Genomic DNA, 24,915 nt, shown 5'->3' on the forward strand with positions numbered 1-24,915 from the left:
AGAAGGGGATTTCAAAAATGGATTTTTCGACTGCGGTTAAGACCGTCTTTAGCAAATATGTGGATTTTTCAGGTCGTGCAACACGGCCGGAATTCTGGTGGTGGGTGCTGTTTGTGTTTGTCGCATCGTTGATTCTGACAATTATTGACACGATTTTGGGTCTCAGCTTGCTCAGCCCGTTGTTTTCACTTGCGACATTCCTGCCGGGGATTGCTGTGGCTGCACGACGTTTACATGACATCGACAAAAGCGGCTGGTGGCAGTTGATTTTGCTGATCCCACTGATCGGGTTGATCTTGATGATCTATTGGTGCACCCGCCCAAGCGACCAAGGGACGAACCGCTTCGGGTGATCCCCTGTTTAAGAAGGGCATCCGCGCAATTCAATTGCGCGGGGGCCGCCAAGCACTGTCATGGTAATGCGACTGCGGTCCATGATCAGGGGCGTTTTGCCGTAAGCGTAAAGGTTTGCGCTGGTGTTTAGGGTCTTACCTGACACTTGATCGGAATTCTGCTCAATCCAGACCTCGGGGTGAGGGAATTCCATAACCGTAAAGCTGCCAGCGGGCAGGGCTTGTTTGCCCTGCAAGGCAGCCGTGATGCGAAACCCGCCTTCAATCGGTGCGATATCGCATGAGGCCGTTGTAATCCCAGCCGATTTTGCGGGTTGGGGTTGGTGGTTCAAAGCGTCTTTGATGGCGGCCATACTGCCCGCATCGGTGCCTGCCACATTCAGCGTAAATCGCGCTTTGACGGGGAGGCAGACATCTTCGCAGACGCCAAATTGCACTTCACCTTGCAGCGAGACCGGCTTGCCTGCCTGTTTCGGGGTGATGCTGATGGGCAGAACCAATTCGTGTTTATACCCGATGGTACGCACCCCTTGTTTGTCAAACACGGATGGTTCAGGCCAGTGAAAGCTGACCGCGCCAAGATTTTGCGATCCGGACCAGTCAAAGCTGGGGGGGATGCCATTGCCCCCGGGGGCGCGCCAATAGGTCTTCCAGCCCGGGGCCAGTTGAATACGGGCGGCGATCATATGACCTTTGGGGGTTTCATAGCCGGGCAAGATATCAAGGCGGGCCACATTCTGGATGTTATACTCCTGTGCAAACGCCGCCACAGACGGGCAGAGAGCAATACAAAAAGCGGTAAGATAGGAGCGGATCATATTCAGGGCAGTGTCCATTGGGTCGAGTGGCAGACTATGGCTAAGGCGCTGAAAGGAAAAGTCACAAATCGGCGAGAGCGGCGTGAACCCCACTTGTGCAGGACTTGAAACCCTGCACAATCAAGCGCATCTTAGGGTTAAGAACAGGTCTGGCCTGCACAAAAGGAACAGCACGCATCATGTCTGAATTTGACGCTCAAGCGAGACATCTGGACGGTAAGCTGCTGATTGCCATGCCCTCTATGGGGGACCCGCGATTTGACCGCTCGGTGATTTATATCTGCGCCCACTCGGATGACGGGGCTATGGGGTTGATCGTGAACAAACCCGCTGCGGATCTAAAGTTCGCGGACCTGTTAGAACAGCTCGACATCACAGCCGATCGCCCGATTGAAGGAATCGATGTGCATTATGGTGGGCCTGTGGAGCACGGGCGGGGATTCGTGCTGCATTCGCGCGATTACGGCAACGAGGATTCGACCCTGACAGTGAATGACGAATTCGGCATGACCGCGACGCTGGATATTCTTGAAGATATTTCCCATGGCCACGGTCCCCTGAACTGTTTGCTGGCCCTTGGTTATGCGGGGTGGGGGCCGGGCCAGCTAGAGGATGAAATCCGCGAAAACGGCTGGCTGACTTGTGATGCGGATGCGGAACTGGTGTTTTCTACCAACCACACAGGTAAATGGGCCGCCGCCATGAAGCAGATCGGGATTGATCCACGAATGCTGTCAAACGAGGGCGGGCGCGCCTGATCTATTGCCTTGGATGCGATAATGGGCGGGGCAGTTTTTTGGATATTTTTAGAAAATGGAAATGGGCGTCTAAAACGCAAAACCCCCGAGCAATGCCGGGGGTTTAGTGACTTTTCGGTCTGAAGCGTATGCTTTACAGCATGCCTTCGCGCTGAAGTTTCTTACGTGCCAATTTACGTGCACGGCGTACTGCTTCGGCCTTTTCACGGGCGCGTTTGACGGAAGGTTTTTCGTAATGCTGCCGAAGCTTCATTTCACGGAAAACGCCTTCGCGTTGCAGTTTTTTCTTCAGAGCGCGGAGCGCCTGATCGACATTGTTGTCGCGTACCGATACCTGCATGGTGTGTCACCACCTTTCTAGGTTTGAGTTTGCAAAAGTGCAGGAACGCGCCTTATAGGCTCGGATTCGGAGTTTGTCTAGCGGTTGCGTGGCAGGTAGGGCTGGATCGGCGCAGGTAATTTTCCAAAGATTTTGCAAGGGCATCCCAAGGGTGTTTTTGTCGCCTTTGCTTTTAACGCGGTGCAGGCTATTTTAACCCTATGACACAGACAGATAAAACCGAAGAAACCCACATAGAAGAAGCCCGTGCCCGCCTGTTGGATGCGGCTTTAATGAACGTCGTTTTTGACGGCTGGTCCGATGCGACCTTTGCCGCAGCGGTGGCAGACAGTGGCGTGGATGCAGGGTTGGCCGCACAGGCCTGTCCGCGCAAGGGGCTGGATTTGGCTGTGGCGTTTCATCGGCAGGGCGACCGCGCGATGGTTGCCGCGATGCAAGCGGCTGATCTGGCGGCGATGCGCTATTCCGAACGGGTCGCTTTTGGGGTGCGGGTCCGTCTGGAACATGCAGACCGTGAAGCTGTGCGCCGTGGTGCGGCGTTGTTTGCGCTGCCGCAACACGGGGCCGAAGGCGCTGGGCTGATTTGGGGTACTGTGGGCGCGATTTGGGACACGCTTGGGGATACGTCGACGGATGTAAACTGGTACACGAAACGGGCGACCCTTTCGGCGGTATATTCCAGTACCCTATTGTTCTGGCTTGGGGATGACAGCGAAGGCTTTACTGACACCTGGGCTTTTCTGGATCGCCGCATTGCCAATGTCATGCAAATCGAAAAGACCAAAGCATCCCTGAGGGAAAATCCTTTAGCAAAGGCTTTCATGGCCGGACCGGGGCGGTTGTTTGACCATATCAAAGCGCCTGTCCGTGCCGCGCAAACCGATTTACCAGGTTATATCGCGCCTAAGGATTGACCCTGTCCGCTTGACCGTTGCGGCAAATCTGGGATGACCTGCGTTATGCGATTGCACTTGGCTGCGGGAGTGTGAAACACTTTCCCAAAATGAGGACATGATATGGCAATTGGCAAACGACAGCTTACCTATTTTGAAGGCGAATGGCACGAGGGAAACACCCCGATTATCGGCGCGGCGGATCATGCTGCGTGGCAGGGCACGGTGGTGTTTGATGGCGCGCGATTCTTTGAAGGCGTCACCCCCGATCTGGATCATCATGCCGCGCGTGTGGTGAATTCTGCCGCGACGATGGGGATGGATGCCCCTGTGGACGGCGACACCATCGCGGGTTTGATTCGCGACGGGATTAAGAAGATGGCAACGCAGGAAGCCCTGTATCTGCGTCCGATGATGTGGAGCCGCGAAGCCTCTCCCGCGTTACTGGATGCAGACCCGAGCAGCACTGCCTTTGCCATTTGCCTTGAAACCCTGCCAATGCCGGAACCAAGCGAAATGCCCCTGACCGTCAGCCCTTTTCGCCGCCCCCGCCAAGACACCGCCCTGACCGAGGCCAAGGCCGCATGCCTTTATCCCAACAACGCGCGGATCATGACCGAGGCGCGCAAACGGGGCTTTAAAAACGCCCTGTCGATGGATCTGGATGATAACGTGGCGGAAACGGCTTCAACCAATGTGTTTATGGTGCGTGACGGGGTTGTGATGACACCCGCACACAACGGCACCTTCCTGAACGGAATCACCCGGCGGCGCACGATTGCCCTGCTGCGCGCAGATGGGTTCAAAGTGGAAGAGGCCACCCTAGCCGTCGCTGATTTCCGTGATGCGGATGAGATTTTCCTGACCGGCAACGCTTCAAAAATTACGCCCGTCACCCAGCTTGATGCACGTAGCTTTGACGCAAATCCCGTGGCGCAGCGTGCGCGCGAACTGTACTGGGATTTCGCCCACTCGAAATATGAAAGCATGCCCCTATGACCCAAATGAATGTTGTCGAAATCTCTACCCCGGGTGGGCCAGAGGTTCTGAAATCCGCAATCCGTGACGTGCCAAAACCGGGCCACGGTCAAATCCTGATCCAAGTGGCCGCCGCTGGCGTGAACCGCCCCGATGCATTGCAGCGGGCGGGCAAATACGCACCACCTCCGGGGGCGTCCGATCTGCCAGGGTTGGAATGTTCCGGCACTGTGGCCGCAGTTGGCGAAGGTGTTACGCGCTGGGCGGTAGGTGATTCTGTCTGTGCATTGCTTCCAGGCGGGGGCTATGCAGAATATGTGGTGACACCCGCAGATCATGCTCTGCCCGTGCCTGCTGGACTGAACATGGTGCAGGCGGCCGCTTTATGTGAAACCTATTTCACGGTTTATTCCAACGTTTTTATGCGCGGCGGGCTGAAAGCGGGAGAAGTGTTTTTGATCCACGGTGGATCAAGCGGCATTGGCACAACAGCCATCCAACTGGCAGTAAAAGCAGGCGCGCGGGTGTTTGTAACCGCGGGTTCAGCCGAAAAATGCGCCAAATGTGTTGAATTGGGTGCCGAGCGCGCCATCAACTACAAAGAAGAAGACTTCGTTGCCGTGATGGCAGAGGTCACGGGTGGAAAAGGCGTTGATTTGATCCTTGATATGGTCGGGGGCAGCTATATTCCGCGCAATGTCAAAGCCTTGGGGCTGGACGGCCGGCTGGTGCAGATCGCTTTTCTGGAAGCGCCCGTTGCCGAGTTGAACTTTGCCCAAATCATGGTGAAACGCCTGACCGTCACCGGATCGACCCTGCGCCCGCAAAGCGATGTGGCAAAAGCACAGATCGCCCAACTGCTTGAGGAAAACATCTGGCCAATGCTGACGGACGGGGCGATTGCACCCGTGATGGATAGCACCTATCCACTGGCACAAGCTGCCGACGCCCATGCGCGGATGGAAAGCTCTGCCCATATCGGTAAAATTGTACTTACGGTTTAACCAATGACGAAAACAGCAACGGGGGCAGTCTGCCCCCGAACCCCCTAAGGATATTTGCCCCAAAAAGAGCGGCTTTTTGTTTGGCAAATATCCCCGCCGGAGGCATGTGAGGCTGGGGCTAGGTCTTGACCTGCATAAACCGGATTCTGTTGTTGAACGGATCTGTAACGGTGACTTCAAAACGCCCGTCCACATCCTGTAGCCCCGGCTTCATATAGCGATAGTTTTTGGCGATTAAATCTGCGTGAAACTTTGCGATACCCTGCATATACACACACATATTCCCCCCGGGAGAAGCGTCACCCGAATGTTCTGACAGGTGTAATTTCAAGCCTCCACGGGAAATCTGGGTATAAAGCGGGAAGTCATCACCGTAGCGGTGTTCCCAATCCACTGAAAAGCCCAGAAACTCCAGATAGAATTCATGGGCTTTGGCCACATCGAATATACGCACGATGGGCACGGCTTGTTCAAAGCTGATCGCCTTTGGGTTTTGGGGCGGGGGGTCGGTGATTTTTGCAGCGAGAATATTCCAGTTGTCGACCCCGAACTGGCGGGCGACAAGTTCGAGGGTTTCACTGTGGGTCAGGGATATATCCTGTTGGGCAAGTGCCGCGCGGAGGGTTTTTGCCATTGCTTTTGCATCGCGGTAATCGCGCATGTCCGGTCCTTTCGTCTCGGCGGTCCATGTGTCAGTGCATGCATTGCCAACGGGGTCGCCTGACGTAAGTGACGGGTCCGTAGGGGGCAAGACATTCGCCAAACCGGTTTGCGGTGCATGCTGCGGGCTGCCTTGGGCCTGCGTAACTATAAGGCGGGATTTCAGGGGTTGTCCACTCTGCATGGGCTATCAATCAGCGCCAAGGCCCGTGTCACGGTTTGATTATACCGCAATCAAAGTGATTAATGCAGGATCAAGATCGAAGGCGCCTGACACTTTGGCAACTGTCACGCCGTTCAGAACGATGCTGGCCCCCGTGCCATCGTCAAAGTTGATGACAGACAGGGCGGGTTCAACAGGGTCGCCTGTTTCGGGGTCTGTGGTGGTGGTAAACTCGATTTGCAGCAGATCCTCGGTGGCATCGAAATCGGTGATTTCAGTGGTGCCTTGGTCAGCAACAGCCTGATCCACGGTGAAGGTATCCGCGCCTGCGCCGCCTGTGCCTTGATCCCCCGCGCCAAGAATCAACGTGTCTGACCCTGCGCCGCCAAACAGGTTGTCTGCGCCGTCGATGTTGCCGTCTTCCAGTGTTGAAGCGTCGCCAAAAGCGCCGTTCAATGTGTCTGCGCCCGCGCCGCCGAATAATTCGTCGTTCCCGGCCGAGCCCCAAAGTACGTCATCGCCTGCATCCCCGAACAGCGCATCATCGTCTGCGCCACCGTCCAGAAAATCAGCGTCATCGCCGCCATACAGCGCGTCGTCCTCATCGCCGCCAGTTAAGGAGTCGTCGCCCGCGTCCCCAAACAATGAATCCGCGCCGGTTCCGCCGAACAGAACGTCATTGCCATCCCCGCCCGCGATAACATCGTCGCCAGCTTTGGCCAGCACGCGGTCGTTGCCTGCGCCCATATCAGCAGTATCGTCGCCTTTACCGGCCTGCAATGTGTCATCCCCATCGGTGCCGACAATACTGTCATTGCCATCACCGGCGGTGAAATTTGCGCCATCAGGATCGGTGCTGGTCAGGAAATTGTCGCCTTCGTCCCCTGTAACATAGTCCGGAATGCCATCGGTTACCTCGGGTGTTTCTGAGGTGGTTTCAGTGCCAGTTTCATCATCGTCATTCAGGAAGAAAGACGCACCAATCAAGCCTGTAAACAACAAGGCGTTTGCCAATTGTGCCAATGTATATGCCAGCATGATGTCACCCTTCATTAATTTACGTTGATCGGCGTCTTCATCGTAAATTAATGTTAAATCTGGGCCGTATTGCGGCTGGTTTGTGTAGGCAATTTGATGATTTGGTGTTCGGACTGCCTTATCTGATCGGGTTTAAAACCGCTTTTGTGGCGGTGCAATCGCGCAGACTGTCCTGTCCGCAGCGGCGGAATTCCAGATCGCGGGTCAGGCAAATACGGACCTCTTGGATGTGGTTGCTTTTGCAGGTGACGGTGATTTGATCCGCTTGCAAAGCGGGGTTTACATCAATAAAGGCCTCCTCGATCACTTTGGCAGGCAGTTGTACGCTGCGGGTCAGTTTACGCAAAACTGCGGGGCGGGTGACTCGCTCATAGGCCACGCGCGACAGGCGATAATAGTTCCGGGCCGACAGGTTCGAACAGGTGCCGTGTTTTTTCCACTGGTGCCACGCCAATCCGCCTGTGCCCATGATGTCAGCCATAGCACTGGTCATTGCGCGACTGGGTGCGCGCTCATTTGCGCGGCAATAGGATGGCCAGCCCCGTTCGTTTTGCGGCCATAATCCGTGTAGCACCCAGCCGTGATCAAGGTCGGGGTTACATTGTTCCGAGTTCCGCCCGTCGCCTTCCAATGCGCACCAGTTCGGCGACCAGGACAGGGCCATCACATAGTAATCAAATTGCCCGGGGCGTTCCCCATCTGCGCGTGCCATGCCAGCGACCATCAGAAGGGTCAAAAGAATACGGATCATTTGGTCTTTTCCTTTGCGTCGTCCTTGTCTATATAGGCTGGGAATTCCCCACCTGAAACGGCAATTCGCGAAGGCCACCGCCCAAGCAACCGATTTCTCGGCGCGGGAGAGGTTTATTTGGAGGAAAGAGACATGGCGCTTCCGATTATGGCAAAAGCCACGGCTGTTTGGCTGGTGGACAACACGACGCTCAGCTTCAAACAAATCGCAGATTTTTGCGGTTTGCACGAACTGGAAGTGAACGGCATTGCCGACGGCGAAGTCGCACAAGGCATCAAAGGGTTCGACCCGATTGCCAACAACCAGCTGACGCAAGAAGAAATCAGCGCTGCGGAACAAAGCCCGCGTCACAAACTGAAGCTGAAGCATAATCCGGCAGCCGACGGTGAACAAAAACGCCGTGGCCCGCGCTATACACCTTTGTCCAAACGTCAGGATCGCCCCGCGGCTATTTTGTGGCTGGTGAAATTCCACCCCGAATTGTCGGACGGTCAGATCTCCAAACTGGTGGGTACAACCAAGCCAACCATCCAAGCCCTGCGCGAGCGGACCCACTGGAATATCGGCAATATTGCCCCGATTGATCCGGTTGCTCTGGGTCTGTGTAAGCAGTTGGAACTGGATGCGGCTGTCAGCAAAGCGGCGGCCAAAGCCCTTAAAGACGGCACAGCACTTAGCGACGAAGAGCGTTTGAAGCTGGTTTCCACAGAGCAATCCTTGCAAATGGATACAGAGCCGCGCTTGCCATCGAACATGTCCGGTTTGGAAACGTTCACTTTGTCCAACGACGAAGAGAAAAAAGAAGAGCGTGTGCTTGACGCCGACAGTCTGTTCAACCTGCCAAAAGGTGGCGGCGAGGATGAAGACGAAGACGACGACGCATAACAAAGTCGTCATCGCAGAATTTAAAAACCCGGCCATTGCGCCGGGTTTTTTTATGTCCAATTCCGGCGCTAACTCAGGACCAGTCAAAGGTTTGTGACGTTTTAGTCTGGCCTCTGGGACAGGCGCCGCGTAGCTTGGGCGGACCCTGCAGATTTCGCAGTTGGTTCAAAAACCCAAGGACGAATGGTCATGGAAACGGCACAACGCGGCGTCGCGTTCGGGATATCTTGCGCCTTGGGGGCAACGGTATTTTTCTCACTCAACGATCTGTCGATCAAATTCCTCAGCGGCGGCTATCCGTTGCATCAGATCGTATTTCTGCGGGCCCTTGTTGCCCTGATCATTACAATGGTTTTCATTGTGCCACTGGATGGTGGCTGGTCGGCCCTGCGCGCGAAACGCCCCTGGATTCACGTGGTGCGCGGCATTTGTGTGGTGATTGCCAACTCGGCATTTTTTGCCGGGATCGCGGCGATGCCGTTGGCTGATGCCTCGGCTATTTTCTTTGTGGCACCGTTGTTTATCACCGGCCTGTCTGCGCTTGTGTTGGGCGAGGTGGTGGGGATTCGCCGCTGGGCCGCTGTCGGGGTTGGCCTGCTGGGCGTGATCCTTGTGGTGAAACCCACTGGCGCAGGCTTTACGGTAGTGGCGCTATTGCCGGTGCTGGCGGCGGCTGCTTATGCGGGTTTGCAGGTTCTGACCCGATATACTGGCATGTCCGAACGGGCTTCGACCATGTCGGTTTACATCCAATTGACCTTTTTGATGGTCTCGGGCGGGCTGGCGTTATCTTTGGGGGACGGGCGATTTGCGGGCAGTGAAAATGAAGCTGTAGAGTTCTTTTTGCGCCCGTGGCAATGGCCAAGCCTAAGTGACGGGCTGATCATGCTGGCACTGGGCGGGGTCAGCGCCTGTGCGGGCTATTTGATTGCCCAAGCCTATCGCGGCACCAATGCGGCCGTGGTGGCCCCGTTCGAATACACTGCCCTGCTGCTGGCGGTGTTCTGGGGTATCGTCATATGGGGGGAATGGCCCGCAGGCAGCACTTGGATAGGCATTGCCTTGATAGCAGGCTCTGGCATCTATGTGGCCCTACGTGAGGGGCGCGTGGGCAGCAAGCCGTCTGCCAAACGGGTGGCTGGACGCAGATAAAAGGCAGCCACGCGGCGCCAGTGACGCCGCGTGGTCTGTAGATCATTTATTTCGCTGTGACGACGACCATCACCAGTTTGTCGTCAACTTTGACAGGGCCGTCTTCTTTGGCACCCAAAGTGTATTCGAACATGCCGGTTTTCATGCCGCCATCTTCACCGTGCAACATCAGCATCAGCTTTTCGCCGCTTTCGACGGGTTCCTGAAGGATGGCGCTAACGTCCATGTTTTCGCCCATTTTCAGGGGAGCATAGCCTACAACCGGGCCGGGTTTGCCAGCATCATCTGTGCGGTGCACAACCATCCAGCCGTTGGCGCCTGCTACGATTTTTTCTGCTGTGACTGTACCGCCGGATACATCTTGGTCAGATGCTGCAACGGACAGACCGCCGTGGGCGGCCGCGAAGGCTGCGCCGGAAAGGACAGTTGCACCAAATGCCAGTGTAATAAGATTGCGTTTCATACGTAAAACCTCCTGTTTGTAACCGCAAATCTGTTGCGGCTCTGTAAGGGGTACGTAGAGGTGTGGGGAATTGGATCAAACTTATAGTGTATAAAGTTTGAGACCTGTTCAACCAATTGAATTAAAACGAATTTCCATGCATCACGAGCCTGTGATGCGCTGTAACCTGCCCATATCTACCCAATTACCAGCACTGCTACCATCAATGGGCGGCTGCTTCTAACGGGTCGATCAGCGAGCGCCCGCCATCCACGGTGATAATCTGACCTGTGATAAAACTAGACGCATCGGTGGCAAGGAACTGCGCGGTTTCCGGGACTTCGCGGGCTTCGGCGATGCGGCCAAGCGGGGTGGTGGACAGGGTGGCCTGACGGATCTCGGGCTCGATCTTCAGACGGGCTTGCAGGCTCGCGCTCATGACTGATCCGATGGCGATGGCGTTGACGCGAATCCGCTGATCGGCAAAGGCCACAGCCAGTGAACGGGTCATTTGGTTCAGCGCGGCACAGGCAACGGAATAGCCGAGCAGCCCAGCGGTTGTGCGCTCAGACGCGATTGAACTGAGGTTCACAACCGCGCCGATAGTCAACTGCTCGGGGCGGTCTTTGGCCTGTGCAATCATCCGTTTCGCCACCGCTTGTGTGACCCTTAGATTGGCCAGAACGTTTTGCTGGAACAGCTCTTCAAAGTGGTCTTCCCGCTCGTCCAGGGAATTTGACGGCAGAACCTGCCGGCTGGCATTGATCAGGATGTCGATGCTGTCAAAAGCGTCAATTGTGGCGGACAAAAGGTTGGCAACCGTCAGCTTTTCGCGCAAGTCCCCCGAGAAATATCGAACGTTTTGCCCATCCCCGTCGATGGAATCCGCTTCGGCAGATAGTTTCTCTTCGTCCATATCCACCAACATGACATTGGCCCCGCGATCCGAAAAATGGCGGGCGATTTCCAAGCCGATGCCATTGGCGGCCCCGGTGATAATCGCGGTTTTCCCGTCGAGCGAAAAACTCATGCTTCAGACACTTTCTGCTGATTCTACCACCGCAACCTTATCAGGATCGGCGGAGATTACTTTGGTTTTCGGGCGTGGATGATCTTGTAGCGGCTGGTCTGGCTTAACACTTCAACCCGCGCAAAACAGTCATCAAGGGTGGCTTCATAGGCCAGTTGCCGGTTGGCCACCAAATACAACTGCCCCGTCGGTTTTAACATGCTGCGCGCTGCCGCGATGAAGGCACGGCCCAAGGCGGGTTCAGCCTTGCGTCCGGTGTGGAATGGCGGGTTGGTGATGATCGTGTCATAGATCCGTTTGGCCGCAGGGTCTGTTGCATCGCCCCAACTAAACGCCGCCCGAGGATCGGTCACATTAAGCCGTGCACAGGCCAACGCGCTGTGCTCTGCCTCTATCAGGTCAAGGGATTCAACGGCAGGGTTGCTGGCAAGCGCTTGGGCCGAAAGCCAGCCCCAGCCTGCACCGAGATCAGCGGTTTTACCCTTTAATTTTCCCGCAATAAACGGCGCCAGTTCCGCCGATCCGGGGTCGATGCCATCTGCGGAAAACAAACCCGCCGCGGTCATAAAGCCATCGGCATTTTGGGCTGGCACCAATGCGTCTGCCCAACTGGCAAACGGGTTTTGTGGGCTGGATTTCGTCAGCCAGAACACTTTGCCATGGGCTTTGGACAGTTGCCCGTCGATGCCATGGGCCTTTTTGGCCGCCTTCATCAGGCTTTCGATGCCATCGGTCTTGGCGCCGTCCACCAGCATAATCCCCCCAACCTCCAGGCGATCAAAGGCCTGCGCCAGCAGGGCGCGGCTTTCATCCTTAGAGCGGGTCACATGCAGGATGGTCAAGGCAGAGCGGTCCGGCAGGTCGGTGCTCACCGTGAAACCTGCCGTCTGCAAGGCCTTGTGGGTCGGATAGAACCCCTGAACGCAGGTCAGGCGATCCCGTGGGAATGCGCTGTAACTGTCTGCTTGGGCACGAATAATCGTAATCTGCCCAGCATCAGGCAGCGCGATTGCACCTTCATCGAAGGGCAGCATAAGGCGGGTTAGGGTGCTCATAAAATACGGCGCTAGGCGCCTATTCCTTTTCCGTCGCGCGGGGGGCGCTTATTCTTTTTCCGTCGCGCGAGCCGCGCTTACTCTTTTTCCATAGCGCGAGCCGCGCTTACTCTTTTTCCATAGTGCATTGCAGCGGATGTTCTTGCTGGCGGGCACATTCCATCACCTGCATCACTTTGGTTTCGGCGATTTCATGGCTGAATACACCCACTACGGCGAGCCCCTTTTTATGCACCGTTAGCATCAGCTCGATTGCACCCGCATGGCCAATGCCAAAGAATCGCTCTAGCACATGGACGACAAATTCCATCGGCGTGTAGTCGTCGTTCAACAGCATCACTTTGTACAGCGGCGGGCGCTCGGTCTTGGATTTCGGCTTTGTGGCCAGCGCGGTATCGCCGTCCTGATTACCGTGGTCCGTATCAGAATCATCGTTCTGTGCCCGAATTTTCAGTCGTGAGGTCATATAAGAAGTCTGGCTTGTTGTGGTTTCCCGCCATTATATAGCGTTTCGCTGGAAAGAAAAAAGGGGCGAATGGCTTCTGTGATTTCTCACCGATAATTTCACAAATTTTTGGATAATTTTAAAGGATTTTGGGACGGAACCACTACACCTAGTGGTTGTATTTTTGTCTTTCGCGGCATCTTGTATTGTGTTGCAACCGTGACACCCGCGTACTGTTTGAAAAGAAAAGATTTTTCTGGCGTTCAACTCTGTGCTAGCTTAATTTTAATAAAAACACCGTAAATGGTGACGAGGCAGTAGCAATACAGGACGTCGGAGAACCGATGCGAATCATAGCAGCAGTACGGGCGCTTTATGCCCTCCTTTTTCTTTGTGTGGTGGCTTTTGTCGGGCCTGTCGCGCAAGCAGCGCCATATGCGGCGATGGTTGTGGACGCCCGAACTGGCGAGGTTTTGCATTCCCGCAACGCCGATACGCGGCTTCACCCCGCGTCTTTGACCAAAATGATGACCCTTTATATCGTGTTTGACGCGGTGGAACGGGGAGAGATCAGTCTGGACAAACAGATCACCATCTCGCGCAATGCAGCCAACGAACCGCCCAGTAAACTGGGTCTGAAGCCGGGGCAAAAGATTGCTCTGCGCTATCTGATTCGGGCCGCAGCGGTGAAATCCGCTAACGACGCGGCTACCGCGTTGGGAGAGGCGATATCGGGTTCAGAAGCAGAGTTCGCCAAACGGATGAACCGCACAGCGCTGGCAATTGGGATGAAAAATTCCACGTTCAAAAATGCCCACGGCCTGACGAAATCCGGCCACTTGTCTACAGCCCGCGATATGACCCTGTTGGGGCGGCGGCTGTTTTACGATTTCCCCCAGTATTACAACCTGTTCTCGCGCAAATCGACTTTTGCTGGTGTGCGGGATGTGCCCAACACCAACCGTAAATTCCTTGCCGCCTATAAAGGCGCTGACGGGATCAAAACCGGCTTCACCAATGCTGCCGGCTTTAACCTTGTAGCTTCGGCAGAGCGCGGCAACAAACGGGTTATTGCCACAGTGTTTGGCGGTCAGACCACCGCATGGCGCAATGCGCGGGTGGCTGAATTGCTGGATATGGGGTTTGAGCGGTCGAAAAATCAGGTCGTGGTTCAAAAGCCCGCCGATGTGGAACTAGGCACACAAGCCAAGACCATTCGGGTTGCTCAGACAGGGGCGGTCAAAGAAAGCCCTTGGCCTAAAATTCGAACAGTGCAGACCACAACTGTACAAACGACGACGACACAAACCAACTCCTCCCTCGTGGCGGATGCCCAGTTGAAAGCCATTGAAGAGGCCGTTCTGGTTGCCAATAAAGAGGCGAAATCAAACGGTGTTGTGACGGTCAGTAGCGGAAATCTAACCTCAATCGCAGCGGCGGCCAAAGCGGAGCAACCTTTGAGGGTTGTGACGCGGGTGTCCACTGCTGGCAATCATTACTGGGCGGTTCAGGTCGGTGCGTTTTCATCCCGTCATCAGGCGGAAAAAGCCCTGCTGCAAACGGCTTTGCGTGAGTTGCAGTCTTTGGACGGCTCTGAGCGGCAGATCGACTATGCCACTGTAAACGGATACAAAAAATACCGTGCGCGCTTTGTCGGGCTTAATCAGGCAGAAGCGAACCTTGCCTGTGCGCGGCTTCGGGCCCGCAATCAGACATGCTTTCCGATTGCCCCCGGGTCGTAACCGATATTTGCAAATTTCGTGTGAATTTAAACCCTTCTGACGCTCTGTCAGGAGGGTTTTTCTTTGGGAATAGATCTGTAGTTCTGGGGGGCGGAGGCGCGGTTTGGGATTGGATATTGAGACCAAAAAGAGCTGTTGGGCGAAGCGCCCGTGTTGCAACGTGTCTTTGATCCGTGGGGGAGCCGCGTTTTAGCTGTTGGCTTTAGCTTCTGCCTTCGTCGTCTTCGTAAACTTTGGTGGTTGTAACACCGGGAAGTTCCGCGAAGTTGCGCATCAGTTTGGCCGGGAAGTAGGTGCGCTGGATGGCTTGGAAGCCTTCCAACTGCATCAAAAGCCCCGAAATATTCAGTGTGCATTGCGCATCAAGGGAGGGGCCTGCGGATTTTGCCAAGGCAAAGGCCTTGTCGGCCACGGCGCGGCTGACATAGATTTTCTGGTTCACCACATGATGGGTCACGCGGGCGTGCCAATTGTCGTAATTGTCTTCAAGTTCTGGGAACATCCCGAAGACGACGTCGTTGCGCTCTGGCCCTAAAGGGTGCGACCAGCGGCCTGCGGGGTCGTACATAACCACCTCGCTGGCATTGATCACCAGTGCTGCATGACCCCCCGAACCAGTGCGGTTGTTGATCATGGTTTTCAGTTCAAGGTAGGGTTTATCCGCGCTGACATATCGGCGTTGTTCCACCTCGGCATCCGGGGCCCAAACTGATTTTCCGCCACAGGCGGACAGAGTTGCAGCAACGATAACAAGGAAAACAACGCGTAAAAATGTCATAAAATCACCGGACGCGCTGTTAAAAGAATCGGCGCTTTAAATTGTATTAAGAATTGAAAAGGGCGAGGAAAATCAACACGCCAATCGAGAACACCGAGATGCGGATTGACCACCGGATGAAACCGTCAAAGGTTTCTTCTTGTGAAGTGACGTTCATTTTACCATGTTCGTATTCGGCCATTTTAGTGCCCTTTCTTGTCCCGTAGTTGGCAGAGGTTTTGACCCAAATTGCAGCACAATGCAATTGTCAGTTTGCCGCGCTCTGATCAAAGTATCGGTTCGTCCCATTTTTCAGTCAGTTTAGCGGCCAGTCTAAAGCCGATCCGTTGGGGTGCGGTCGCTTTTTCGTCTTTGGCGGCGGCTACCAGCATCACGTTCAACTGGTTAACATGCTGAACAAGCTGGGTTTTTGCGCCCGATGGATCGACCCCGTAAAAGGTGATGATATCAGGGGCGAAAAAGCCCATGCCGTGAATGCGCAGGGTGCCAACGTCGCCGCCAGCAAAGCCCATGCCCACTTCTTCATCGGAATCCAGCGTTTCTTCGAATTTCTGGATATACATGACGATCCGCTCATAGGCCCATTCGGCCTCGGATTTTTGGGCCATCTGGCGGCCGTTTGCAGTCGCGGGAACCACTTGATTCTCGGTTTTGGTTTGTCCGTCCGGGTCCACATGTGCCGAGTAGAATTCAGCCAAAGCCGCCCCTTCGAGCGCTTCCGCGGTGGTTTTTATCTTGTTATCCATAGTTCCCTCAGGCGGCCTGATAGACCCATGCGCCCGCGTCATTGCGGGTGCGGGTGATTTTGCCTTGCTGATGAAGATGGTTCAAATGTGCGATAGATTCAACCAGTGCCAGACCGTATTCCCCATCGCCGATTTTACGTTTGAACAGCGGCAGGAAACATTGGGACGCGGTCGCGGGGGTTTCCAGATGGGTCAAAAGGCGATCCAGCGCGTGGTGGTGGTTGTCAATCAACTGGCGCATGCGGGCGGGCAGGCCGGTGAAGGGCAATTTGTGGCCGGGCAGAACAAAATGATCCTCGGTCGCGATATCAGCAAAGGTTTCACAGGCTTCCAGCCAGCCTGATACCGGATCTGCATCCGGTTCTGTGGCGTAAACCCCTAGGTTGGGGGAAATCCCCGGCAGGATCTGATCCCCCGCGATTACGATATTATCGTCACGGGACCACAGCGTTGCATGTTCGGGGGCGTGGCCGTTGCCGATGCGCACATCGAAAGTACGCGTGCCAATGGTTAGGCTGTCGCCCTCTTGAATGCGGCGAAACCCCAGCGGCATGGGATAGACGATATCCGCATAGTTAAACGGTTTCTCGTTGCGCCGTTGTTCGATCATCTGGGGATCCATATCGGCACTTTGATAAAAGGCGATGGTTTCGGGTGGCGGCGTCTGCTGGTCGTCCAGCGTCAGCATCCGCGCGAACAACCAACTGGTGCGTGTGGCGATCAGTTCAGCCCCGTGTTCGCTTTGCAGCCAACCCGCCATTCCCACGTGGTCGCCGTGGTGATGGGTGATCACCACTTTGGTGATCGGCTTGTTGCCCAGCACCGTTTCTACGATTTTTTCCCAGATCGCTTGCGACCGTTTGGAATAAAACCCCGTGTCGATAATGCACCAGCCGTCGCCGTCCTCTAGGGCGTAGACGTTGACGTGATCCAGCTTCATCGGCAGCGGCATACGCAGCCAGTGAATACCGGGGGCGACTTCGATAGACTCCGCTTCTGCGGGCGGGGTGTCGAAGGGGAAACTAATATTTTTCAATGGATTATCCAGCCAATGCGTCTGTATCGAGAGCGTAGAGAAGTGCATCCCCGGCCGTAGCAGAAACGCAAAGCGCAGCCACCTGTGGCAGGAAATGCGCGGTGTAAAACGCGTTCAACGCAATGCGGTTCGCGTCTGTGGCGCCGCGGGTCAGGTAATGCCCGCCAAGGGTGATCGCAAAGGCGCGTAGATAGTTTGTGGCCCCTGCAAAACGTGCATTCATGTCAGCGGCAAGCAAGGTAGTTGTGGTCTCGCGCAGGGTGTCTGCGGCGGCTTTCAAGGCAGGCGCATTTTTTGCTGTGGCGTCGATTTCGTCGATCAAGGCAAAGGCCGCCGCGCCGCCGTCCATCAGTTTGCGCCCCACAAGGTCCATGGCTTGAATGCCGTTGGTGCCTTCATAAATCCGTGTGACGCGTACATCACGGGCGTATTGGGTGGCGCCTGTTTCCTCGATAAATCCCATGCCGCCGTGGACCTGAATGCCAAGGTCGGCAACATCTGATCCGGTGTCGGTGCCAAAGGCTTTGGCGATGGGGGTCAACAGGGCCGCGCGGGTTTTGAAGCTGGCGTCCCCTGTGGCATTGGCCAGATCGGTGCTGATGGCCGTGTCCATGATGATCGCGCGGGCCACGGCCACTTGTGCTTTCATGGTTAACAACATGCGGCGTACATCGGCGTGATCGGCGATTGTGCCTGTGCCGCCATCCACAGGTGTTTTACCCTGTTTACGGTCCAGTGCGAATTCCAGTGCTTTTTGGTAGGCCGCTTCGGCCACGCCCAAACCCTGCGTGCCCACACCCAGACGAGCGTTGTTCATCATGGTGAACATTGCCGCCATGCCGCCGTTGGGCGGGCCAACCATCCAGCCCGTCGCGCCGTCAAATTCCATAATCGCGGTGGGAGAGCCGTGCAGCCCCAGTTTATGTTCCAGCGAAACCACACGCAGGGAATTTGGATCGCCCAAGTTACCCTCGGCATCGGGGATGAATTTTGGCACGATAAACAGGGAAATACCTTTGGTACCCGGCACCCCGTCAGGCAGGCGCGCCAGAACAAGGTGGCATACATTGCCGCCAAAATCATGATCGCCCCAGCTGATGAAAATCTTTTGCCCGCTGATTGCATAGGTGCCATCGCCGTTGTCTACCGCTTTGGACCGCAACGCGCCCACGTCCGAACCCGCCTGTGGTTCGGTCAGATTCATGGTGCCGGACCATTCACCTGAAATCAGTTTAGGCAGGTACAGCGCTTTGATGTCGTCTGATCCGTGAGCTTCGATCGCCTCGATCTGGCCTTGGGTCATCAGCGGGTTCAGTGACAGCGACAAACAGGCAGAGGACATCATTTCCCCGACCAGCGTTGTAATGGTTAACGGCAAACCCATGCCGCCATGTTCAGGGCCTGCCGCAGCACCGACCCATCCGCCTTCGGCGATGGCTTTATAGCCCGCTGCATATCCGGGGGCCGTGCGCACAACGCCGTTTTCAAGGTGGGCCGGTTCAAGATCACCGGGGCGTTGTAGCGGGGCCAGAACGTCTTGGGCCAGTTTTGCGGCCTCGGACAGGATGGCGGCGACCATATCATCGCCCGCATCGGCAAATTTTTCTGTGCTGCTGACGCGGTCGAAATCCAGCACAGAGCGTAGCAGGTGAAGGTGTTCGTCGGTGGGGGCGGTATAAGGCATCTGATCTTGTCCTTTGCGGCGCAGGCTTGCATTTCAAGGTCGTTTGGGTAAACGAGCCGTGAGAGAGTGGTTTGGGGCAATCTAGACTGCCCCCCCCGTCACCACAACTGGGACACAGCGTCAAAATGGGCAAGCGAACACAGGTTTTCACAGCGGATCAGGTCGGTCAGGCCGCAGAGGTGCTGCGTTCTGGCGGGCTGTTGGCCTTTGCGACGGAAACGGTTTACGGGTTGGGGGCCGATGCCCGAGATGGCACGGCGGTTGCGGCGGTTTATGCGGCCAAAGGGCGGCCTGCGTTCAATCCGTTGATTGTGCATCTGGCCGATCTGGCCACGGCAGAGCGCTATGCAGTGTTTTCACCCCTTGCTCGCAAGCTGGCGGCGGCGTTCTGGCCCGGTCCGTTAAGCATGGTTTTGCCTGTGCGTCGGGATGCGGGACTGTCCTCTTTGGTGACCGCAGGGCTCGAAACAGTCGCGCTTCGTGTGCCAGCCCATGCAGGTGCGCGGGGATTACTGGCGGAATTTGACGGGCCGGTTGCGGCCCCGTCGGCCAATCCATCGGGGGGAATTAGCCCGACACAAGTGGATCATGTGTTGGCGGGGCTGGACGGGCGGATAGACGGGATTTTGTCTGGCGGGGCTTGCGGCGTTGGCGTGGAATCAACCATCCTGCTGGTGGAAGGCCACGTATCTCTACTGCGGGCAGGCGGTGTATCTGTCGAAAATATTGAAACGGTTCTGGGCACAACACTGGCCCGCCCCGAGGATCCTTCGACCCCGAAATCACCGGGTCAACTGGCGTCCCACTATGCGCCGAACGCGGCGTTGCGGATGAATGCCACAGGGATCGGGGCAGGCGAGGTTTTGATCGGCTTTGGTCCCACAAAAGGCGCTGAATTGAACTTGTCACCAACGGGTGATGCGAATGAAGCAGCAGCCAATTTATTCCACATGCTGCGCCGCGCCGATGAAATCGCAGGCGCTGCGGGCAAGACCATCGCCGTTGCCCCTGTACCTTTGCAGGGCTTGGGACTGGCGATCAATGACCGCCTGTCCCGCGCCGCTGCGGATCGCGGCTAAGCCGCTCTTATCGCTGGTAGATCACCGGAAACCAATCCTCGCGCAGTTTTTGCCCTTGGGTCATGTTATGGCCCGGAAATGGCGGCGATGTCGGGCCGGGGCGTTCTACATAGCGTGCGTCATCGCCAACCAGTCGCAGGGAAAACGCGCGGCGGCGGCGGTCTGATACATTGGCGCGCGCGCCGTGCAGGATACCATAATTAAAGGCCACCGCGTCGCCCGGTTCCATCGCCCATTCGGTGATCGACATAGCTTCGGCATCGGGGTCGGGAACGGGCATGTAGTTTTCCGTATCAGGATAGAAATTATCCTCGTTTAGCCATTTGGTCGGCAAGACCTGTTTTTCCCATTTGTGACTGCCCGCTACACAGCGCAGCGATGCATCGGTGACGGTATCAAGCGGCGACCAAAAGCTAATGGTTTGCTGGCCTTCGACAAAATAATAAGGCGCGTCCTGATGCCAAGGGGTGGGTTTGGATGTGCCCGGTTCCTTGACCAAAACATGATCGTGGAACATCTGTACGGTATTGGATTGCATCAAATCGGCGGCCACCGCAGCGGCGGGCGATGTACGGATCACATCTTCGAATTCAGCGATGCGGGTCCAGTTGCAATAATCGTCAAAAAACCGCCCTGTGTCGCCTGCTTTCAGGTTTTCGGCCGCATAGGGGCCGGGCTCTGTCATGTTCACTTCAACCCCTTTGCGCAGAGTGTCTACGTGATCTGCAAACAGACCTTTGATCAGCACTACGCCGTCGCGCTGGTAGGTGTCGATGTGGGTTTGGGTAATCAGGGGGTGGGGCATTTGCGGTCTCCGTTTGCTTTGGAAAACCATGCGTTGGGGAATGGATAGTTTCAAATCATAATTAACTAATTTATACATAGTCTGATGTTATATCTTACCCTGCGCCAATACGAATATGTCGTCGCCGTCGCCAAAGCCGGCAGCATGAGTGCGGCTGCCGATATCCTGAACATTTCACAACCCGCCTTGTCCGTCGCTGTGGCTGCGGTTGAAACCCGTCTGGGCAAAGCGTTGTTCATCCGTCGCAAAGGCGCGCCGATCCGCCCCACGGGATTCGCATTCGGTTTTCTGGCCGAGGCGGAAACCCTGCTGGCCCATGCGGCCCAACTGGAAAACCCGACTTCGGAATTTAAGACCGCCCCGCAACGGTTGCGATTAGGATGTTTTTCCGATCTGGCCCCGCTCTGGTTGGCCCCATCACTCAAAAAGTTGCGGGGGGCGTTTGTGGCGATGGATCTTGTGCCTTTGGTGGCTGATTTTGAAACATTGGCTGCGCAATTGGCAGAGGGCGCGCTGGATCTGGCGATTACATATGATCTGGGGTTGGACGCGCAATTCACCCGTCACACTCTGGCCAGCGTCGCCCCCAGCGCCTTTGTCGCTGCTGATGATCCACTGGCGCAAAAGTCGCAGGTTACGTTGAAAGAATTGGCCGCCCGAGAGTTGATCCTGTTCGAAGAGGGGCTATCCATGCGTCATATGTTTGGCCTGTTTGCCCAGCAAGGCCTGCGCCCTGCCGTGACGCACCGCGTTGCCTCATTAGAGGTCATGCGGTCCTTCGCAGCCCACGGCGAAGGCGTCGGGATCAGCTATTCCGCACCTTTGTCGGATCGCAGCTATGACGGTAAGCCATTGAAACGGATCGCGGTTTCTGATCCTGCCGCCCGAGAAAATATCGTTGCAGTCTACCGCGCCGACATGGCAGAGGTCCTGCCTTTGCCGCAAATTATTGCAGCGCTGCACCCAGATGCCAGCAAGCGTTGCGATACACCCCCACAATGATAAAAGAGTGTCTGACACCCAAAGGAGAACCCCATGAGCGACGTTGTTACCTTCCACGATCTGAAAGACAAAAGCGTGTTCATCACGGGCGGTGGCGCGGGAATTGGCGCCAGCCTGACCGAAGGTTTCTTGCAGCAGGGGGCAAAAGTGGCCTTTGTCCAACGCTCTGACGCCAGTGAATTTGCCGCAGGAATGGGCGCGAAATACGACAATACGCCGTTGTTTATCCAATGTGACATCACCGATATTGCGGCTCTGCAAGCTGCGATGGCGCAGGCTGCCGCTGCACATGGTGCGATCACGGTTGTGGTAAATAACGCCGCCAATGATTCCCGCCAGCAACTGGCCGAGGTCACCGTGGACAGTTGGGATCAGGGACAAGCGGTAAATCTGCGCCCCCATGTGTTTACCGCCCAAGCGGCGGCGGCGGGGATGAAGGCGGCGGGGGGCGGTGCGATCATCAACTTCTCGTCAATTTCTTACATGATGGGGGGCGGGGATTATCACGGCTATGTTGCGGCCAAAGCGGGCATCACCGGCCTGACCCGTGGTTTGGCGCGGGAATTGGGGGCAGATAAAATCCGCGTCAATGCGCTGATGCCGGGCTGGGTTTTAACCGAACGCCAATTGGACCTGTGGGCCACCCCCGAGGGTCTGGCTGCCCATCTGGAAAGACAATGTATCAAGGAACATCTGGTCGCCGACGATATTGTGGATGCCACGTTGTTTTTAGCCTCTAACGCCAGCCGGATGATGACCGGACAGGCGCTGGTGGTGGACGGCGGCGTGGTGGTGACAGGCTGATGGGCGTGCGCGATAAAACCGCTTGGATTGCGGTGGATTGGGGCACCAGCAACCTGCGGATTTGGGCGATGGGGGCCGATAATACCCTGCTTGCGGAACGGTCTTCGGATCAGGGTATGGGCGGTTTGGACCCATCGGGGTTTGAGCCAGTTTTACTGGCGATAATCGACGAATTTCTGGCTGATTCCCGCGTCACCCCCGTGATCTGCTGCGGCATGGTCGGCGCGCGGCAGGGTTGGGTAGAGGCCGACTATCTGGCGACCCCCTGCACACCGCCAAACGGCGCAGGGGCGACCCGCGTTACCGCCCAAGACCCGCGGATTGACGTGATGATCCTGCCGGGGGTGAAGCAGCTCTCTCCACCTGATGTGATGCGCGGCGAAGAAACCCAGATTGCGGGATTTTTGCGTGATCAGCCAAAGTTTGATGGCGTGCTGGTCATGCCCGGCACCCATACTAAATGGGTTCATATCAGCGCCGAAGAAGTCGTGTCTTTCCAGACCTTTATGACGGGTGAAATCTATGCGCTGCTGGCCCGCCAATCGGTATTGCGCCATTCGGTTGCAGTCACTGGCTGGGATGATGCTGCCTTTGAAGACGGGCTCAGCGCGGCCATTTCCAGACCTGAATCTGTGGCGGCAAAGTTGTTCGGCCTGCGCGCGGCTTCGCTGTTGTCCGAAGCCTCCTCTGAATCTGCCCGTGCGCAACTGTCTGGCCTGTTGATCGGGCTAGAGCTGGCGGCCACGCGGCCCTATTGGCTGGGCCAGAACCTTGCGATTATCGCCACGCCTGAAATTGGTGCGGTCTATGCCAAAGCATTGGCGTTGCAAGGGTTGCAGGCCAAGGTCTATGACGCGCAACCGATGACCCGCTCTGGCTTAATCGCGGCCTACGACTCGCTTTTGGGTGCGGGGGAATGAGCGGGCGAGAGATCATTGCGATCCTGCGGGGCGTGCGCCCGAATGAGGTGGTGGCCATTGGGCAGGTTCTGCTGGATGTAGGTATCGACAAGATCGAAGTTCCGCTGAATTCCCCCGAAGCCTTTGAAAGCATTGCGCTTTTGGCGGATGCGTTTCACGATAGTGCGGTGATTGGTGCTGGCACCGTTCTGACGCCACAAGACGTGGTGAAGGTGCATCAACAGGGCGGCGCGATGGTGGTATCACCTGATTGCAATCCGGATGTGATCAAGGCGACCAAGGCGCTGGGCATGTTGTCTTACCCCGGTGTTTTTACCCCGACCGAGGCTTTTACCGCCCTGCGTTCTGGTGCGGATGGGATCAAACTGTTTCCTGCTTCAGGCATTGGCCCTGCAGGGCTGGCCGCGATGTTGGCCGTTTTGCCCACAGGCATGCGCAGCTATGCGGTGGGGGGCGTCGGGCCAGATAGCTTCGCGCCGTGGATCGGAGTTGGCGTGACCGGATTTGGCATTGGAACCGGCCTGTTCAAACCGGGGTTTGGCACGGCTGATGTGGCTAAACGGGCAGCGGACATTGTGGCGGCCTATGATCGGGGTATTTTGAAATGACTGTAGCGGTATTTGATCCACGTCCCTGTATTCTGGGCGAAGGCCCGCTGTGGCATCCCACGCGTAATCAGTTGTTCTGGTTTGATATTCTGGGCAAAAAACTGCTGTCTGAAAACGGGCAGGAATGGGCGTTTGACGAACATGTTTCCGCTGCGGGCTGGGTCAGCGATACGGTTCTTTTGATCGCCAGCGAAAGCGAATTGTTCCGCTTTGATTTGACAAGCGGCGCGCGCCAGCCGGTTGTTCCGCTTGAGGCGGATAACCCGCTGACGCGGTCCAATGACGGGCGGGCCGATCCGCAAGGCGGGTTCTGGATTGGAACTATGGGCAAACAGGCCGAACCAGAAGCGGGGGCGATTTATCGCTATTACCGCGGCGCGTTGCGGCAGCTTTTTGACAAGATCAGCATCACCAATTCCATCTGTTTTGCGCCGGATGGGACCTGCGCCTATTTCGCTGATACGCGGCGGCGGCAAATCACGCAGGTCGCATTAGACAGGGATGGTTGGCCTGTTGGCGACCCATCGGTTTTTGTGGATTTGCAGGCAGAAGGGGTGAACCCCGACGGGTCTGTTGTGGATGCACAGGGGTGTTTGTGGAACGCGCAATGGGGGGCGCACCGCGTGGCGCGATATGATACCAGAGGGCAGTTTTTACAGGCAATTTCATTTCCCGCAGAACAAATATCTTGTCCGGCTTTTGGCGGCGCTGACCTGAAAACCCTGTTTGCGACCTCGGCGGCAGACGGGCTGGATGGGGTAATCGAAGGGCAGACTTTCGCCCTGACGCTGGACGTGGCCGGGCAGCCTGAGCATCGGGTTCTACTGTAAGCGGGCCTATTGGGGGGGCGTCGGGATTTGGATATTTTAACCAAAAAGAGCTTGTAAGCGGTTGCATTTCCTCTGCTCGTTATTATTGAGGGTATTGGCCGTTTAAAACTATTTTC

The 24,915-nt window shown here is 56.2% G+C and carries 29 protein-coding genes; 14 read left to right on the top strand and 15 right to left on the bottom strand.

The window, feature by feature from the left end; all coding sequences use genetic code 11:
* Nucleotides 1-17 precede the first annotated feature (17 nt).
* Nucleotides 18-353 (top strand): DUF805 domain-containing protein, encoded by a 336-nt coding sequence (locus GGE09_RS04210; RefSeq protein WP_309744164.1) that lies wholly within the window; start codon nt 18-20, stop codon nt 351-353.
* An 8-nt stretch (nt 354-361) separates the two neighbouring features.
* Here GGE09_RS04210 and GGE09_RS04215 read toward each other — a convergent pair whose 3' ends face one another.
* On the bottom strand, nt 362-1,171 hold the full coding sequence (locus GGE09_RS04215) for a protein-disulfide reductase DsbD domain-containing protein (protein WP_309744166.1): 810 nt from the start codon (nt 1,169-1,171) through the stop codon (nt 362-364).
* Nucleotides 1,172-1,350: 179 nt separating this feature from the next.
* Here GGE09_RS04215 and GGE09_RS04220 point away from each other — a divergent pair, with 179 nt between their 5' ends.
* The gene (locus GGE09_RS04220) at nt 1,351-1,929 is read left to right on the top strand and encodes a YqgE/AlgH family protein (protein WP_309744168.1); all 579 of its coding nucleotides are present in this window, start codon (nt 1,351-1,353) and stop codon (nt 1,927-1,929) included.
* 133 nt (nt 1,930-2,062) lie between these two features.
* Here GGE09_RS04220 and rpsU read toward each other — a convergent pair whose 3' ends face one another.
* A complete protein-coding gene (gene rpsU, locus GGE09_RS04225; RefSeq protein ID WP_309744170.1) occupies nt 2,063-2,269 on the bottom strand; it encodes a 30S ribosomal protein S21 in 207 nt (68 codons plus the stop codon).
* A 200-nt stretch (nt 2,270-2,469) separates the two neighbouring features.
* Between rpsU and GGE09_RS04230 the strand changes: the two genes are divergently transcribed.
* The 3 genes from GGE09_RS04230 (at nt 2,470) to GGE09_RS04240 (ending at nt 5,144) form a co-directional block, all read left to right on the top strand.
* Nucleotides 2,470-3,183 (top strand): COQ9 family protein, encoded by a 714-nt coding sequence (locus tag GGE09_RS04230; RefSeq protein ID WP_309744172.1) that lies wholly within the window; start codon nt 2,470-2,472, stop codon nt 3,181-3,183.
* A 102-nt stretch (nt 3,184-3,285) separates the two neighbouring features.
* Complete coding sequence (locus GGE09_RS04235; RefSeq protein WP_309744174.1) at nt 3,286-4,161, top strand: branched-chain amino acid aminotransferase; 876 nt, start codon at nt 3,286-3,288, stop codon at nt 4,159-4,161.
* On the top strand, nt 4,158-5,144 hold the full coding sequence (locus GGE09_RS04240) for an NAD(P)H-quinone oxidoreductase (protein ID WP_309744176.1): 987 nt from the start codon (nt 4,158-4,160) through the stop codon (nt 5,142-5,144). Before GGE09_RS04235 ends, GGE09_RS04240 begins: the two co-directional genes overlap by 4 nt.
* Nucleotides 5,145-5,262: 118 nt before the next feature.
* Here the strand turns inward: GGE09_RS04240 and GGE09_RS04245 are convergent, their stop codons facing one another.
* The 3 genes from GGE09_RS04245 to GGE09_RS04255 all read right to left on the bottom strand — a co-directional run bounded on the left by GGE09_RS04245 (nt 5,263) and on the right by GGE09_RS04255 (nt 7,756).
* On the bottom strand, nt 5,263-5,988 hold the full coding sequence (locus tag GGE09_RS04245) for a glyoxalase superfamily protein (protein WP_309744178.1): 726 nt from the start codon (nt 5,986-5,988) through the stop codon (nt 5,263-5,265).
* 39 nt (nt 5,989-6,027) lie between these two features.
* Complete coding sequence (locus GGE09_RS04250) at nt 6,028-7,005, bottom strand: calcium-binding protein (RefSeq protein ID WP_309744180.1); 978 nt, start codon at nt 7,003-7,005, stop codon at nt 6,028-6,030.
* 118 nt (nt 7,006-7,123) lie between these two features.
* Nucleotides 7,124-7,756: a ribonuclease T2 gene (locus GGE09_RS04255; protein WP_309744182.1), complete on the bottom strand. Its 633-nt coding sequence runs from the start codon at nt 7,754-7,756 to the stop codon at nt 7,124-7,126.
* 132 nt (nt 7,757-7,888) lie between these two features.
* On the opposite strand from GGE09_RS04255, the gene GGE09_RS04260 reads away from it, so the two are divergent.
* Nucleotides 7,889-8,641, top strand: a complete 753-nt coding sequence (locus GGE09_RS04260) for a cell cycle transcriptional regulator TrcR (protein ID WP_309744183.1) — start codon at nt 7,889-7,891, stop codon at nt 8,639-8,641.
* 189 nt (nt 8,642-8,830) lie between these two features.
* Nucleotides 8,831-9,793, top strand: coding sequence for a DMT family transporter (locus GGE09_RS04265; protein WP_309744185.1), 963 nt, complete (start codon nt 8,831-8,833; stop codon nt 9,791-9,793).
* A 46-nt stretch (nt 9,794-9,839) separates the two neighbouring features.
* Here the strand turns inward: GGE09_RS04265 and GGE09_RS04270 are convergent, their stop codons facing one another.
* The 4 genes from GGE09_RS04270 to clpS all read right to left on the bottom strand — a co-directional run bounded on the left by GGE09_RS04270 (nt 9,840) and on the right by clpS (nt 12,786).
* Nucleotides 9,840-10,256 carry a hypothetical protein gene (locus GGE09_RS04270; protein ID WP_309744187.1) on the bottom strand — a complete coding sequence of 139 codons (417 nt, stop codon included), beginning with the start codon at nt 10,254-10,256 and terminating at the stop codon, nt 9,840-9,842.
* A gap of 202 nt (nt 10,257-10,458) precedes the next feature.
* Nucleotides 10,459-11,265: an SDR family oxidoreductase gene (locus tag GGE09_RS04275; protein ID WP_309744189.1), complete on the bottom strand. Its 807-nt coding sequence runs from the start codon at nt 11,263-11,265 to the stop codon at nt 10,459-10,461.
* A gap of 56 nt (nt 11,266-11,321) precedes the next feature.
* Nucleotides 11,322-12,320 (bottom strand): class I SAM-dependent methyltransferase, encoded by a 999-nt coding sequence (locus GGE09_RS04280; RefSeq protein WP_309744191.1) that lies wholly within the window; start codon nt 12,318-12,320, stop codon nt 11,322-11,324.
* Between the two features lie 106 nt (nt 12,321-12,426).
* Entirely contained in the window at nt 12,427-12,786 is a 360-nt protein-coding gene (clpS, locus tag GGE09_RS04285) for an ATP-dependent Clp protease adapter ClpS (RefSeq protein WP_309744193.1), read from the bottom strand.
* Between the two features lie 323 nt (nt 12,787-13,109).
* On the opposite strand from clpS, the gene GGE09_RS04290 reads away from it, so the two are divergent.
* The gene (locus GGE09_RS04290) at nt 13,110-14,507 is read left to right on the top strand and encodes a D-alanyl-D-alanine carboxypeptidase (protein WP_309744195.1); all 1,398 of its coding nucleotides are present in this window, start codon (nt 13,110-13,112) and stop codon (nt 14,505-14,507) included.
* A 202-nt stretch (nt 14,508-14,709) separates the two neighbouring features.
* Here the strand turns inward: GGE09_RS04290 and GGE09_RS04295 are convergent, their stop codons facing one another.
* From GGE09_RS04295 to GGE09_RS04315, 5 genes are all read right to left on the bottom strand, one after another.
* Nucleotides 14,710-15,285 (bottom strand): hypothetical protein, encoded by a 576-nt coding sequence (locus GGE09_RS04295; protein ID WP_309744197.1) that lies wholly within the window; start codon nt 15,283-15,285, stop codon nt 14,710-14,712.
* Nucleotides 15,286-15,331: 46 nt separating this feature from the next.
* On the bottom strand, nt 15,332-15,466 hold the full coding sequence (locus GGE09_RS04300) for an aa3-type cytochrome c oxidase subunit IV (protein WP_309744198.1): 135 nt from the start codon (nt 15,464-15,466) through the stop codon (nt 15,332-15,334).
* Nucleotides 15,467-15,551: 85 nt separating this feature from the next.
* A complete protein-coding gene (locus GGE09_RS04305; protein ID WP_309744200.1) occupies nt 15,552-16,031 on the bottom strand; it encodes a DUF6173 family protein in 480 nt (159 codons plus the stop codon).
* 7 nt (nt 16,032-16,038) lie between these two features.
* Nucleotides 16,039-17,058 (bottom strand): MBL fold metallo-hydrolase, encoded by a 1,020-nt coding sequence (locus GGE09_RS04310; protein ID WP_405048533.1) that lies wholly within the window; start codon nt 17,056-17,058, stop codon nt 16,039-16,041.
* A 13-nt stretch (nt 17,059-17,071) separates the two neighbouring features.
* Nucleotides 17,072-18,751 carry an acyl-CoA dehydrogenase gene (locus tag GGE09_RS04315; RefSeq protein ID WP_309744204.1) on the bottom strand — a complete coding sequence of 560 codons (1,680 nt, stop codon included), beginning with the start codon at nt 18,749-18,751 and terminating at the stop codon, nt 17,072-17,074.
* A gap of 125 nt (nt 18,752-18,876) precedes the next feature.
* On the opposite strand from GGE09_RS04315, the gene GGE09_RS04320 reads away from it, so the two are divergent.
* A complete protein-coding gene (locus GGE09_RS04320; protein WP_309744206.1) occupies nt 18,877-19,830 on the top strand; it encodes an L-threonylcarbamoyladenylate synthase in 954 nt (317 codons plus the stop codon).
* 7 nt (nt 19,831-19,837) lie between these two features.
* Here the strand turns inward: GGE09_RS04320 and GGE09_RS04325 are convergent, their stop codons facing one another.
* On the bottom strand, nt 19,838-20,635 hold the full coding sequence (locus GGE09_RS04325; protein ID WP_309744208.1) for a phytanoyl-CoA dioxygenase family protein: 798 nt from the start codon (nt 20,633-20,635) through the stop codon (nt 19,838-19,840).
* Nucleotides 20,636-20,719: 84 nt separating this feature from the next.
* Here GGE09_RS04325 and GGE09_RS04330 point away from each other — a divergent pair, with 84 nt between their 5' ends.
* Genes GGE09_RS04330 through GGE09_RS04350 form a run of 5 tightly spaced genes read left to right on the top strand, consistent with a single transcriptional unit; the run spans nt 20,720 to nt 24,799 of the window.
* Nucleotides 20,720-21,637, top strand: a complete 918-nt coding sequence (locus GGE09_RS04330; RefSeq protein ID WP_309744210.1) for a LysR family transcriptional regulator — start codon at nt 20,720-20,722, stop codon at nt 21,635-21,637.
* A 33-nt stretch (nt 21,638-21,670) separates the two neighbouring features.
* Nucleotides 21,671-22,441, top strand: a complete 771-nt coding sequence (locus GGE09_RS04335) for an SDR family oxidoreductase (protein WP_309744212.1) — start codon at nt 21,671-21,673, stop codon at nt 22,439-22,441.
* Between the two features lie 5 nt (nt 22,442-22,446).
* Nucleotides 22,447-23,361 (top strand): 2-dehydro-3-deoxygalactonokinase, encoded by a 915-nt coding sequence (locus GGE09_RS04340; RefSeq protein WP_309744214.1) that lies wholly within the window; start codon nt 22,447-22,449, stop codon nt 23,359-23,361.
* Nucleotides 23,358-23,969 carry a 2-dehydro-3-deoxy-6-phosphogalactonate aldolase gene (locus GGE09_RS04345; RefSeq protein ID WP_309744216.1) on the top strand — a complete coding sequence of 204 codons (612 nt, stop codon included), beginning with the start codon at nt 23,358-23,360 and terminating at the stop codon, nt 23,967-23,969. Before GGE09_RS04340 ends, GGE09_RS04345 begins: the two co-directional genes overlap by 4 nt.
* Nucleotides 23,966-24,799: an SMP-30/gluconolactonase/LRE family protein gene (locus tag GGE09_RS04350; RefSeq protein ID WP_309744218.1), complete on the top strand. Its 834-nt coding sequence runs from the start codon at nt 23,966-23,968 to the stop codon at nt 24,797-24,799. Before GGE09_RS04345 ends, GGE09_RS04350 begins: the two co-directional genes overlap by 4 nt.
* The last annotated feature ends 116 nt before the right edge of the window (nt 24,800-24,915 follow it).

Origin of the sequence: Roseobacter sp. N2S (assembly GCF_031454055.1) — a bacterium.
Lineage (GTDB): Bacteria > Pseudomonadota > Alphaproteobacteria > Rhodobacterales > Rhodobacteraceae > Amylibacter.

Excerpts from the sequence above, each read along its gene's own strand:
- GGE09_RS04235 (WP_309744174.1), top strand. The coding sequence starts at position 3,286 with ATGGCAATTGGCAAACGACAGCTTACCTATTTTGAAGGCGAATGGCAC.
- GGE09_RS04255 (WP_309744182.1), bottom strand. The coding sequence starts at position 7,756 with ATGATCCGTATTCTTTTGACCCTTCTGATGGTCGCTGGCATGGCACGC.
- GGE09_RS04240 (WP_309744176.1), top strand. The coding sequence starts at position 4,158 with ATGACCCAAATGAATGTTGTCGAAATCTCTACCCCGGGTGGGCCAGAG.
- GGE09_RS04220 (WP_309744168.1), top strand. The coding sequence starts at position 1,351 with ATGTCTGAATTTGACGCTCAAGCGAGACATCTGGACGGTAAGCTGCTG.
- GGE09_RS04300 (WP_309744198.1), bottom strand. The coding sequence starts at position 15,466 with ATGGCCGAATACGAACATGGTAAAATGAACGTCACTTCACAAGAAGAA.
- GGE09_RS04320 (WP_309744206.1), top strand. The coding sequence starts at position 18,877 with ATGGGCAAGCGAACACAGGTTTTCACAGCGGATCAGGTCGGTCAGGCC.
- GGE09_RS04260 (WP_309744183.1), top strand. The coding sequence starts at position 7,889 with ATGGCGCTTCCGATTATGGCAAAAGCCACGGCTGTTTGGCTGGTGGAC.
- GGE09_RS04295 (WP_309744197.1), bottom strand. The coding sequence starts at position 15,285 with ATGACATTTTTACGCGTTGTTTTCCTTGTTATCGTTGCTGCAACTCTG.
- GGE09_RS04305 (WP_309744200.1), bottom strand. The coding sequence starts at position 16,031 with ATGGATAACAAGATAAAAACCACCGCGGAAGCGCTCGAAGGGGCGGCT.
- GGE09_RS04335 (WP_309744212.1), top strand. The coding sequence starts at position 21,671 with ATGAGCGACGTTGTTACCTTCCACGATCTGAAAGACAAAAGCGTGTTC.
- GGE09_RS04325 (WP_309744208.1), bottom strand. The coding sequence starts at position 20,635 with ATGCCCCACCCCCTGATTACCCAAACCCACATCGACACCTACCAGCGC.
- rpsU (WP_309744170.1), bottom strand. The coding sequence starts at position 2,269 with ATGCAGGTATCGGTACGCGACAACAATGTCGATCAGGCGCTCCGCGCT.
- GGE09_RS04215 (WP_309744166.1), bottom strand. The coding sequence starts at position 1,171 with ATGATCCGCTCCTATCTTACCGCTTTTTGTATTGCTCTCTGCCCGTCT.
- GGE09_RS04290 (WP_309744195.1), top strand. The coding sequence starts at position 13,110 with ATGCGAATCATAGCAGCAGTACGGGCGCTTTATGCCCTCCTTTTTCTT.
- GGE09_RS04330 (WP_309744210.1), top strand. The coding sequence starts at position 20,720 with ATGTTATATCTTACCCTGCGCCAATACGAATATGTCGTCGCCGTCGCC.
- GGE09_RS04265 (WP_309744185.1), top strand. The coding sequence starts at position 8,831 with ATGGAAACGGCACAACGCGGCGTCGCGTTCGGGATATCTTGCGCCTTG.
- GGE09_RS04245 (WP_309744178.1), bottom strand. The coding sequence starts at position 5,988 with ATGCAGAGTGGACAACCCCTGAAATCCCGCCTTATAGTTACGCAGGCC.
- GGE09_RS04210 (WP_309744164.1), top strand. The coding sequence starts at position 18 with ATGGATTTTTCGACTGCGGTTAAGACCGTCTTTAGCAAATATGTGGAT.
- clpS (WP_309744193.1), bottom strand. The coding sequence starts at position 12,786 with ATGACCTCACGACTGAAAATTCGGGCACAGAACGATGATTCTGATACG.
- GGE09_RS04350 (WP_309744218.1), top strand. The coding sequence starts at position 23,966 with ATGACTGTAGCGGTATTTGATCCACGTCCCTGTATTCTGGGCGAAGGC.
- GGE09_RS04250 (WP_309744180.1), bottom strand. The coding sequence starts at position 7,005 with ATGCTGGCATATACATTGGCACAATTGGCAAACGCCTTGTTGTTTACA.
- GGE09_RS04280 (WP_309744191.1), bottom strand. The coding sequence starts at position 12,320 with ATGAGCACCCTAACCCGCCTTATGCTGCCCTTCGATGAAGGTGCAATC.
- GGE09_RS04275 (WP_309744189.1), bottom strand. The coding sequence starts at position 11,265 with ATGAGTTTTTCGCTCGACGGGAAAACCGCGATTATCACCGGGGCCGCC.
- GGE09_RS04270 (WP_309744187.1), bottom strand. The coding sequence starts at position 10,256 with ATGAAACGCAATCTTATTACACTGGCATTTGGTGCAACTGTCCTTTCC.
- GGE09_RS04230 (WP_309744172.1), top strand. The coding sequence starts at position 2,470 with ATGACACAGACAGATAAAACCGAAGAAACCCACATAGAAGAAGCCCGT.
- GGE09_RS04345 (WP_309744216.1), top strand. The coding sequence starts at position 23,358 with ATGAGCGGGCGAGAGATCATTGCGATCCTGCGGGGCGTGCGCCCGAAT.
- GGE09_RS04315 (WP_309744204.1), bottom strand. The coding sequence starts at position 18,751 with ATGCCTTATACCGCCCCCACCGACGAACACCTTCACCTGCTACGCTCT.